Here is a 9,820-nt window from a genome sequence, read left to right on the forward strand (position 1 = left end):
CCACAGGATTTCTTCAGTGCACGAACACGCGATGCCGCTCGGGCGTTCGTGCGCGGTTCACGCGATTTTCCGGAACTTGCTAAGCGAGACGGATTCGATCCATTGTCCCGCCCGTGCGCCGAACGCCTTTGCGAACTCGGTATTCGAATGGGTCTCGAGGGCTGCTTCGTCTTCCCAGATTTCGTAGAAGACGAACTGCCCCGGCGTGTCGGCGGATTCGTGGAGATCGTATTGAATGAACCCCGGCTCCGTCCTTGCGTACGGCACCAGCTCCTTCAACGCTTCGCGCAGCACGTCTTCGCTGCCGGATCGGGCAACGACGGTTGCAACCACGACCAGACCTTCCTTCTTCATCTCACTTTCCTCACTACGTTTGTTGATCGGCTGGCAACCGATCCCGGTCAAAACTCAGCCGAGATCGATTTCCACTTTCGACTTGATCGAATTGGCGATGAAGCACCCTTTGTGGGCTCGGTGATGCAGCCGCTCGAGTTGCGCCTGGTTCGGCTGCTTTTCGGACGTGAAGGTCACGCGGGGCCTGAGCACGATTTCGGATACCCAGTGAAACCCGTCCGCGCTTTTCTCGACTTTCCCGACTGCATCGTCGGAGTACGATGCGACCGCATACCCGCTTCCTTCGCAGAGCGCGAGGAAGTACAGCATGTGGCAACTCGCGAGCGCGTTGACGAGCAACTGCTCCGGATCGGCCAGACGTTCGTTCCCGAGATAGTCGGGAGCCGCGGATACAGGGATCGTCACCGTCGGGCTGATGATCGCCCGGTGGTCCCGGCTATAGGTCCCTTCCCTCTCGTGGTGCTGCTCGATCGTCCATTCCAGTCGGACGCCATGCTCGGACATCGGTGTCTCCCGGCGAGCTTCCCCGCCAATCGGTCAATTTCCATTGCGGGCAGGCTGAGACAGTCTCGCCGTATCATTGCGCCGCAATATATTTGTTCGCACTATTTATCGATTCGACGCCGCCGGGTTTCACAATCGAAACCCATTCGCTCCAGCCCGTTTGCGCATCGTCGGCACGAATGCGCAACGCGCGAGAGCCGTCGCCGAATGTCAGCCATTCGATTTCGCGAGGAACCTCGGAACCGGCGCCCTCTACGTCCAGACGCTCGATCCGATGAGAAAAATCGAGCTGTCCCTCGCGCAACACGTCAAGGTATTGCCTGCCACATTCGTCCGACGCCTGCGATGTGCCGCGATTGAGCAGCTTCGCGGCGATTTCTGCATCGAACATTGCAACGACTCCTGGCTCACACGGCCGCCGCGTTAGCCGGCAAATCCGTGACGAGCATGTACCCCGGTTCATGCGTGATCGCAAAATCCGGCTTCGCCGCCTGAAGTGCCATCTGCGGCGTGACCCCACAGGCCCAGAAACCGAGGATGTCACCGGCCTCGATCACTGGCGGATCGCCGAACTCCGGCCGGGTGACGTCGCGAATCCCGATGGTCGTCGGGTCGCCGATATGCACCGGTGCGCCGTGCGCGAGCGGAAACCGTTCCGACAGCACGATCGCCTGGATCGCATCGGCGGGCTTGAACGCACGCATCGACACGACCATCGGGCCGCGAAACGGCCCCGCGGCCGTCGTCTGGATATTCGTCACGTACATTGGCACGTTCCGGTTCGCACTGATGTGGCGAATGTCGATTCCCGCCTGCAGAATCGCGCTCTCGAACGAGAACGAGCAACCGAGCGCAAACGTCACGAGATCGTCACGCCACAGATCGACCAGATCGTCGACCGTATCGGTGTGAACCCCGTTCCGGTACACGCGGTAGCGGGGCACGTCGGTCCGAATATCGATCGCGCCCAGTCCGTCCAGCCCCGGGTTGCCGGGCTGCCCGACTCCCACCAGCGGACAGCTCTTGGGGTTGATTCGGCAAAACTCGCGAAAATCATCCGCGTACGTCTTCGGCAGAATTGCCAGATTTGCCTGCATGAAGCCGTCGGCGTATCCCGTCGTCGGCGCACGCAGCTTGCCGTCGCGAATCAGCAGCCGAACCTGGTCGGCCGACATCGCCCGCGTACCTGCAGTCGATTCCATTGAAAGCACCCTTGCAGGAAGATGTTCAGTTGTCGCCGAGCGCAGCAACCATCGCACGCGCAATCGCCACGTCCGCTTCCTCCGGACCACCCGACACGCCGACCCCACCAATGACCTCGTCGCCGTGCTTCACCGGCAGGCCGCCGCCGAACACGACCAGCGGGCGGGACGCCGCGCGCTCGAGCCCGTAGAGCGCGGCTCCGGGCTGGACGAGTTTCATCCAGTAATCGGTAGGGAACCGCAGTGCTGCAGCGGTATACGCCTTGTTGTGCGCAATTTCGATCGTGCCGAACGCCGCGTCGTTCACGCGTGTGAACGCAACAAGGTGGCCGCCCGCATCCACGATCGACAACGACGAGCGCTGCGCCAGTTCGTTCGCCTTCGCGACGCCCGCTTCGATCGCCCGCCGTGCGGCTTCATATGTGATCTGCTTGCTCATTGGTTTCTTCCCGATTCTGTCCGGCAGTCAGTTGTACGCGCCGCCATCGACATTGATTGCCTGCGCGGTGACGTAAGACGACTCGTCCGATGCGAGGTAGACAAACAGCGGCGCGACCTCGTCCGGCGTCGCCTGTCGGCCGAGGGGGATAGCCGTCCGAACCACCGACTCCTGCTTGTCGCGGCCACCCATGAAATCGATCACCGGTTGATTGAACGGCGTATCGATCCAGCCGGGACACACGGCATTGACACGCACGCCGTCCGGCGCGAGCTCGATTGCAAGCGTGGTCGTCAGACCGATGATGGCCGCCTTGGACGCCGAGTAGCATGCGAGGCCGGTGCCGCCGCGCTTGCCCGCGAGCGACGACATCATCACGATCGACGACTTCTTCGCGGCTCTCAGGTGACGGAGCGACTCGCGCGCGAAAATGAAGTTGGCGCGCACGTTGATCCCGAAGACCTTGTCCCAGCTCTCGGTGCTGAACTGCTCGATCCGCCCGGAGAGCTGGACGCCGGCATTCAGACACACCGTGTCGATGCCGCGCATCCATTCCGACGACTTCTCGATGACGGCCTTGATCTCGTCTTCGCTCGAGATGTCGGTTCGAAAAAAACGCACCTTGTCGCCGAACCGGGATTCGAGCGCGCGGCCCTTGACCTCATCGATATCGACGACCGACACGGTCGCACCTTCGGCAACGAACGACTCCAGAATGGCGAGACCGATATTGGCAACGCCGCCGGTCAGAAGTACCCGCTTGCCTGTCAAACGTCCTGACATGACTGTTTCCTCAAGATCACTGCGCCGATAACCGCTCCACACCGCCGAATCGGCGTCCCGCCGCCCGGCACGAGCGGTTATCGGGCGCGACGAATGTTCTCCAGCAGCGCGTCGTTCACGACCGACGCTGCCTCCATTTGCGGCATGTGGCCGACATCCGGAATCACGCGCAGCTGCACCGTGGACGGCAGACCGTCGGCCTGCGGGACCGGAATGATGGCGTCGCGCTCGCCCCAGAGCAGCATCACGGGGCAGGTGAGTCCCGCCAGCGTCGCACCGATCGTCTGAACCTGGCCGTTTTCGTCGGCGATGGTGTCGGCGATGGCAGACAGCGCCTCCTGGACGCCTTCCAGCCGCTTGAACTGAAGCGTGCCCTCGACCATTTCGCTCGTGATCTTCGACGGATCGGCAAACAGCTTCTCCAGCGCGGCCTGAAGCGGACGGCGGCGCTCCGCGGCAACGAATTCGGTCACGAAAGAGCGGTTGATCTCCTTGCCCAGGCCGATCGGCGCGATGAGCGTCACCGATGCGACACGCGACGGGTTGGCGGCCGCGAAGGCCGCGGCGATCGCGCCACCGAACGAGTGACCGACCAGGTGCAGTTTCCCGGACGTGATCGCGCTCGCCGCTTCCTCGACCGCCACAGTGATCTTTTTGATCACGCCGCCACCGGTAATCGGCGTCGACGCGCCGTGCCCGGGAAGGTCCACCGCGATCGTCCGGAACTGCTCGGCGAGCGTGCCCTGGTTGAACAGCCAGGTCGACAGGTCACCGCCGAAGCCGTGAATGAACAACACGGTTTCGTTGCTTTCGGGGCCGAGCTCCAGCACGTTCACGCTGCCGCCTGACACGGCGACCGCCTTCGGTGCGACCACACCGCCCGCCTCGCCGTCGTCCGCATTCAGGCGATGCGCGTAGCTTGCGACAAGCGCGTCGATTTCCTCCTCGGTCGCCGCTTCATCGGCGATGACGCCGATCAGCGCGCCGACCGGCGCGATTTCGCCCTCGTCGATGACGATGCGCCGCAGGATCCCGGACACGGTCGCCTCCACCACGTTGTTGACCTTCGTGGATTCGACCTCGAGGAGTTCCTGGCCGCGTTCGACCTTGTCTCCCTCCTTCGCGTGCCATTCGAGCACGGTGCCTTCGGTCATCGTCATCCCCCACTTGGGGATGGTGACGGCTTCAATGAACGACATGATTGATTACCCCTTCAGAATCGACTTGACGGCATTCACGACGGCTTCCGGCGACGGCACGTACGCGTCTTCCAGGTTCGGTGCATACGGCACCGGCGTGTGCGGCGCCGTCACGAGCCGGATCGGCCCCTTCAGCGAGTCGAAGCACTTGTCGGCCAGCAGCGCGGAGATGTCCGTCGCGACGCTGCAGCGTGGATTCGCCTCATCGACGATCACGACTCGTCCGATGTCCTCGGTGTATTCGAGCAGCGTGTCCTCGTCGAGCGGCGACGTCGTGCGCGGATCGATGATGCATGCCGACACGCCGTCTGCCGCGAGGAGGCGAGCGGCCGTCTCCGCCACGCCGACCATGCGGCCGAGCGCAACGATCAGCACGTCTTTCCCGTCCCGCACCACCCGCGCCTCGCCGAACGGAATCGTGTATGCGCCGTCGGGCACTTCGCCCACGGTGTCGTACAGCATCTTGTTTTCGAGGAAGATCACCGGATCGTCGTCGCGGATCGCCTGGAGCAGCAGGCCTTTCGCGTCGTACGGATTCGACGGGATCACGACCTTGAGGCCGGGAATGTGCGTGAAGATCGGATAGAACGCCTGCGTGTGCTGCGCGGCTGAGCGCGTGCCGGCACCGTACGTCGCGCGAATCACGAGCGGCGTCTTGGCACGGCCGCCGAACATGTACCGGAACTTCGCGATCTGATTCATGATCTGGTCGAGACACACGCCGGCGAAGTCGACGAACATCAGTTCGGCGATCGGACGCAAACCCGTGAGGGCCGCCCCGGCGGCCGCGCCGACGAATGCGGCCTCGCTGATCGGCGTATCGCGAATGCGCTCGGGGCCGTAGGCGTCGAGCAGCCCGCGCGTCACGCCGAAAGCACCGCCCCACGCATCCTTGACGCCGTTGGCGCCCGCGCCGCCGGTCAAATCCTCACCCATCATGATCACGCGCGGATCACGCGCCATCTCCGAGTGCAGCGCGTCATTCAGCGCTTGACGGAACGATTTCTTTGCCATTGCTGTGGGTCCTTACAGATACTTCACGTAAACGTCGGCGGTCAGTGCCGAAAGCGGCGGGAACGGGGCTGCGCGCGCAGCACTCACGGCGGCGTCGATCTCGGTCTCGATCTGCGCATCGACCGCGTCCAGCTCGCCGCTGGCCACTTGCGATCCTTCCTGCACCTGCCTGCGGAAATTGGCGACGCAATCGCGCTCCTGGCGCATGGCCTTCTTTTCTTCCGGCGTGCGATAGTTGTCGGGGTCTCCGCTGTAGTGACCGTAGTAGCGCGGCACGTGAATCTGCAGCAGGCTCGGGCCGCCGCCATTGCGGGCACGATCGATCGCCTGGCCGGCGGCCTCGTAGACCGCGAACAAGTCGGTGCCATCGACTTCCGCAGCGGGAATGTCGTAGCTCTGCGCGCGCCGCGTGAAACTGCCGGCCGAGACGAACGAGTTCGCCGTCGCTTCGCCGAAGCCGTTGTCCTCGATCACGAAGACGATCGGAAGCATCCAGATCTTCGCGAGGTTGAAGCTCTCCGACATCACGCCTTCGTTCATCGCACCGTCACCCGCGAACGCAACCGCCACGCCACCGGTGCCGAGCAACTTCGCCGTGAGTGCGGCGCCGCACGTGATCGGCGCACCGCCGGCCACGATGCCGTTCGCGCCCAGCATCCCCTTGCGCAGATCGGCGATGTGCTGCGAGCCGCCTTTGCCGCCGCAGGTTCCCGTCGCACGCCCGAACAGCTCGGCCATCATTGCGCCGATATCGCATCCCTTGGCAATGCTGTGACCATGCCCGCGATGGGTCGACGAAATGTAGTCCTTGTCCGTCAGGTGCAGGCACACGCCGACGGCGCTCGCTTCCTGCCCGGCACAAAGATGGGTATTGCCCGGAATGTCGCCGGTCGCCATCTCGTCCATCACGCGCTCCTCGAAGCGGCGAATCGTTCGCATGGCGCGATAAGCGTCCACGAGCCGCTCACTGGGAAACTTCAAGGCGGACATTCCAATCTCCTTAATTTAAATGGTGTGCGTGGCTGTGCGCTTCGACGAGACACACTCGACCGTGTTGCAAATCCGGCTCGCCCCACGAATATCGCGACAGCAGTGCCGACATGCCATTTCAATCGTCACCGTTCAATTTCGTCCGGTCCAATTGTGATTGGCGATTTCGCGCGATCACCGATTCTTATCAGTGCGTGAGCGCCAGTCCGCATCCCGATCATGAATTCACGTCGACACTCGAACCGTGCGATCGCGATCGATCATCGACTGCTCGCTTCAACCGCCACGAATGCACTGTTCGTTTCAGCGTTGTTGAAATTCTAGTGATGCGCCTGATGAGGTTCGTCCACCTAAAGGTGGAGAAAGAAATCGCAGCGCGGCCGCTTTCCCCGGAATCGGGTGTTCCATGTTGAGCACCCCGACCTTCGTCGCTATGATCGATCGAACCTTCCCCGCACCGGGGATATGCGTCGCCTCGCCCGATCGTCGATCGACATTCGGATATGCGCGATCGAATCGCTTTTCCCCATGCGGGTGGAGTTCGCCACATGATCGATCTTCGAAACCTGGAGACCTTTTACGCCGTCGCCCAGCTGGGGGGATTTCACCGTGCCGCGGAAAGGTTGCACACGACACAGCCCGCTGTATCCGCGCGCATCGCGCAACTCGAACAGCAACTGAAGGGACGCCTGTTCGAGCGAGACAAGCGGGGTTGCTTCCTGACCATCAAGGGCAGGCAGCTGCTCGTCTACGCGGAACAAATGATTTCGCTGAGCGCCGAAATGGTCGAGGCCGTCGCTGGCCGGACGGCCCTGAGCGGGACGGTTCAGCTCGGCGCGTCCGACACGATCGTGCACACATGGCTGTCCGCGCTGCTCAAGCGGCTCAGCATCGAATACCCGGAGATCACGCTCGAGGTCAATGTCGACGCCACGCCGAACCTGACCGCGGGGCTCGCCGACGGCACGATCGACGTCGCGCTCCTGATGGGCCCCGTGAACGCGAGCAACGCGGAGAATCTGCCGTTGTGCAGCTATCCGATCAGCTGGATCGTCTCGTCGGATTTTGAATGCGACACGACCCACCTCACGCTGAGCGATCTTGCGCGGCATCCGATCATCACGTTCTCCAGATCGACACGTCCGTACATGCAGCTGAAGGAGATGTTCGATCGGTCGCATCTGCATCACGTGAGAATCTTCGGCAACTCGTCGCTGTCGTCGATCGTCCGGATGACGCTCGACGGCATCGGCATCGCGGCGATTCCACACCACGTCGTGGCCGAGCATCTGGCGAGCGGCCGGCTGCGCCGGATCAACACCGGCCACGAGATGCCGGTGATGCCGTTCACCGCCAGTTTCGTTCGCCGCGTCGACATGCCGCTGAGTGCGATCGTTGCCGGGCTCGCGCAAAACGTCGCCGCGCATTACGAAGGGCGCTAGGCGCCACGCCGCGCTTGCTTGGCGCAAGCGCAAAAAAGCCAGGACTCGGCGAGTCCTGGCTTGTCGTCATCGTCAACCGTTCTGGCTGCGCCCCAGGCATTCGAAGACTTCGGGGCGCCGGTGCTTGAAGTATTGGGCAAGTGCCATGCCCGCGACCTGCACACCGATCAGGCAGTAGAACATCCACACGTACTGCCCGGGGTCACCGCCCGCAAGCACGTCGAAATGTGCGGCCACGAGATAAACCAGCGCGATGAAGAATACTGACGAAATCGCCGGTGCCAGAAACGACTTGGCGAAACTCACGCCCTGTTGCCTGCCTCGACGAACGTACCAGACCAGCGACGAGATGTTGACGATGGTCATCAGAATGATGATGCCCGACGTTCCGACGCCGGAGAGCTGCCCGTAAAGCAGATCGGGCTTGGCGCCCATCAGAATGAAAGGCAGCAGCACGCACAGCACCATGACCGAGACGGTCATCGAGGCAAGATACGGAGACTCGTGCTTCGCGTGCACCTTTCCGAGGAAGCGGGGCAGCGCGCCGTCCGTGCCCAGGTTGTGCATATAGCGCGAAAGCACGTTCTGCGTGGACAGGCTTGCCGCGAACGCCGACGTCATCACCAGCACCGAAACGATCAGGTGCAGGCCAGGGCTCACGAATTTCGCGAAGGCGTCAGGGAACATCGCCGCGGGCGTCTTGGCCGCGATCGACTGAACCTGCGGCCCGTAAGCCATGATCATCGCATACGCACACAGCGTGTAGATCACGCCGATGAAGATGACGGCACCATACGTCGCACGCGGAATCGTCCGATCCGGCATCTTCACCTCGTCGCGAAACAAGGCGGTCGCCTCGAACCCCATGAAGAACGACACGGTGAACAGCATGCAGAACGGCACGTTGGTACTGTTCGCCAGTTGGCTCGGCATGAACGGAGCGGATGCGGAAACACCCGGCACGCCGCCTTTTGACAGCACACCGAATGAAAATACCAGACAGACGACGATCTCGAGAATCATCACCCACGTCAGCACCTTCGCGGACAGCTCGACATGAAGATATCCCAGCATCGAGACCACCAGCCAGCACGCGAGCGTCGGCCAGTACCACGGAATCGCCAGGCCGGTCATGTCGTGCACGAGATCCGAGCACGAGACGCCGAAGAACGACGTGACGCCGGCGAGGAGCAGGAAGTACGAAACCGCCGCGAGTATGCCGGAGCCGAGTCCGGTCGACTTTCCGATGCCATAGCTGATGAACGCATAGAAGTCGCCCGGGCGCTTCACGATATTGTTGAGCGTCACATAGCCGACGGAAAACAGCAGCAATACCAGCGTCGTCAGTACGAATATCACGGGGCTGCCGACTCCGCCGAACATCAGCGCGAACGGGATGTAACCCGACACGGTCGTCAACGGGGCCGAGAACGCAAGCACGGTAAGCGCCAGACCGACGGCCCCCATGCTGCCCGACAGTTTCTTCTGCGGAGACGCTTCTATCTGCACGTCTTCCACATTCAGTTTCATCTCCATCTCCATTTCCATCTCCTTACGCCTCCAACATATCGTCAGCATGATCGAACGATCGCTGCATCGCGCCGCGATCGTTCATGTGTCCGGGCACCCTTCATCGGTTTCGGGCCGGTGCGGTACTCAGTCCGGTTCGTATCCCGGTCATCGTCGGCCGCCAAATTGATCGGGTCCAATTGCCGTTGACGATGTTTTTCGATAACCGCGCATTATCACGCGCACCGGTTTCGCCCCTCACGCAACGCCGGCCCCATGCGCCTGCAGATCCGCGTGATAGCTCGACCGCACCATCGCGCCGACGGCCGCGTGCGTGAAGCCCATCTTGTACGCCTCTTCCTCGTACATCTTGAACGTATCCGG

The 9,820-nt window shown here is 62.4% G+C and carries 11 protein-coding genes and 1 pseudogene; 1 reads left to right on the plus strand and 11 read right to left on the minus strand.

The window, feature by feature from the left end; all coding sequences use genetic code 11:
* Positions 1-57 precede the first annotated feature (57 nt).
* The 9 genes from DIE12_RS12825 to DIE12_RS12865 all read right to left on the minus strand — a co-directional run bounded on the left by DIE12_RS12825 (position 58) and on the right by DIE12_RS12865 (position 6,485).
* Positions 58-354 carry a putative quinol monooxygenase gene (locus DIE12_RS12825; RefSeq protein ID WP_048985720.1) on the minus strand — a complete coding sequence of 99 codons (297 nt, stop codon included), beginning with the start codon at positions 352-354 and terminating at the stop codon, positions 58-60.
* Between the two features lie 54 nt (positions 355-408).
* Complete coding sequence (locus DIE12_RS12830; RefSeq protein ID WP_124551286.1) at positions 409-858, minus strand: OsmC family protein; 450 nt, start codon at positions 856-858, stop codon at positions 409-411.
* A gap of 73 nt (positions 859-931) precedes the next feature.
* Entirely contained in the window at positions 932-1,249 is a 318-nt protein-coding gene (locus DIE12_RS12835; protein WP_124551287.1) for a hypothetical protein, read from the minus strand.
* A 16-nt stretch (positions 1,250-1,265) separates the two neighbouring features.
* Positions 1,266-2,105, minus strand: coding sequence for a putative hydro-lyase (locus DIE12_RS12840; protein ID WP_409364551.1), 840 nt, complete (start codon positions 2,103-2,105; stop codon positions 1,266-1,268).
* Positions 2,086-2,499: a heme-binding protein gene (locus DIE12_RS12845; RefSeq protein WP_124551288.1), complete on the minus strand. Its 414-nt coding sequence runs from the start codon at positions 2,497-2,499 to the stop codon at positions 2,086-2,088. Before DIE12_RS12845 ends, DIE12_RS12840 begins: the two co-directional genes overlap by 20 nt.
* 27 nt (positions 2,500-2,526) lie before the next feature.
* Positions 2,527-3,324 carry an SDR family NAD(P)-dependent oxidoreductase gene (locus DIE12_RS12850; RefSeq protein ID WP_260429025.1) on the minus strand — a complete coding sequence of 266 codons (798 nt, stop codon included), beginning with the start codon at positions 3,322-3,324 and terminating at the stop codon, positions 2,527-2,529.
* A 35-nt stretch (positions 3,325-3,359) separates the two neighbouring features.
* Positions 3,360-4,481, minus strand: coding sequence for an acetoin dehydrogenase dihydrolipoyllysine-residue acetyltransferase subunit (locus tag DIE12_RS12855; protein ID WP_089489197.1), 1,122 nt, complete (start codon positions 4,479-4,481; stop codon positions 3,360-3,362).
* Between the two features lie 6 nt (positions 4,482-4,487).
* Positions 4,488-5,495: an alpha-ketoacid dehydrogenase subunit beta gene (locus DIE12_RS12860; protein ID WP_048985726.1), complete on the minus strand. Its 1,008-nt coding sequence runs from the start codon at positions 5,493-5,495 to the stop codon at positions 4,488-4,490.
* A gap of 12 nt (positions 5,496-5,507) precedes the next feature.
* Positions 5,508-6,485, minus strand: a complete 978-nt coding sequence (locus DIE12_RS12865) for a thiamine pyrophosphate-dependent dehydrogenase E1 component subunit alpha (RefSeq protein ID WP_050011217.1) — start codon at positions 6,483-6,485, stop codon at positions 5,508-5,510.
* 548 nt (positions 6,486-7,033) lie between these two features.
* On the opposite strand from DIE12_RS12865, the gene DIE12_RS12870 reads away from it, so the two are divergent.
* Positions 7,034-7,927 carry a LysR family transcriptional regulator gene (locus DIE12_RS12870; protein WP_124551289.1) on the plus strand — a complete coding sequence of 298 codons (894 nt, stop codon included), beginning with the start codon at positions 7,034-7,036 and terminating at the stop codon, positions 7,925-7,927.
* 72 nt (positions 7,928-7,999) lie between these two features.
* On the opposite strand, the gene DIE12_RS12875 is transcribed toward DIE12_RS12870, so the two are convergent.
* Positions 8,000-9,469: an APC family permease gene (locus DIE12_RS12875; RefSeq protein WP_185641244.1), complete on the minus strand. Its 1,470-nt coding sequence runs from the start codon at positions 9,467-9,469 to the stop codon at positions 8,000-8,002.
* Positions 9,470-9,694: 225 nt separating this feature from the next.
* Positions 9,695-9,820 (minus strand): annotated as a pseudogene (locus DIE12_RS12880) (lipoyl synthase); the annotation flags it as partial.

It is taken from the genome of Burkholderia sp. Bp9015, assembly GCF_003853505.1.
GTDB lineage: Bacteria > Pseudomonadota > Gammaproteobacteria > Burkholderiales > Burkholderiaceae > Burkholderia.

Excerpts from the sequence above, each read along its gene's own strand:
- DIE12_RS12845 (WP_124551288.1), bottom strand. The coding sequence starts at position 2,499 with ATGAGCAAGCAGATCACATATGAAGCCGCACGGCGGGCGATCGAAGCG.
- DIE12_RS12865 (WP_050011217.1), bottom strand. The coding sequence starts at position 6,485 with ATGTCCGCCTTGAAGTTTCCCAGTGAGCGGCTCGTGGACGCTTATCGC.
- DIE12_RS12860 (WP_048985726.1), bottom strand. The coding sequence starts at position 5,495 with ATGGCAAAGAAATCGTTCCGTCAAGCGCTGAATGACGCGCTGCACTCG.
- DIE12_RS12830 (WP_124551286.1), bottom strand. The coding sequence starts at position 858 with ATGTCCGAGCATGGCGTCCGACTGGAATGGACGATCGAGCAGCACCAC.
- DIE12_RS12855 (WP_089489197.1), bottom strand. The coding sequence starts at position 4,481 with ATGTCGTTCATTGAAGCCGTCACCATCCCCAAGTGGGGGATGACGATG.
- DIE12_RS12835 (WP_124551287.1), bottom strand. The coding sequence starts at position 1,249 with ATGTTCGATGCAGAAATCGCCGCGAAGCTGCTCAATCGCGGCACATCG.
- DIE12_RS12875 (WP_185641244.1), bottom strand. The coding sequence starts at position 9,469 with ATGGAGATGGAGATGAAACTGAATGTGGAAGACGTGCAGATAGAAGCG.
- DIE12_RS12825 (WP_048985720.1), bottom strand. The coding sequence starts at position 354 with ATGAAGAAGGAAGGTCTGGTCGTGGTTGCAACCGTCGTTGCCCGATCC.
- DIE12_RS12870 (WP_124551289.1), top strand. The coding sequence starts at position 7,034 with ATGATCGATCTTCGAAACCTGGAGACCTTTTACGCCGTCGCCCAGCTG.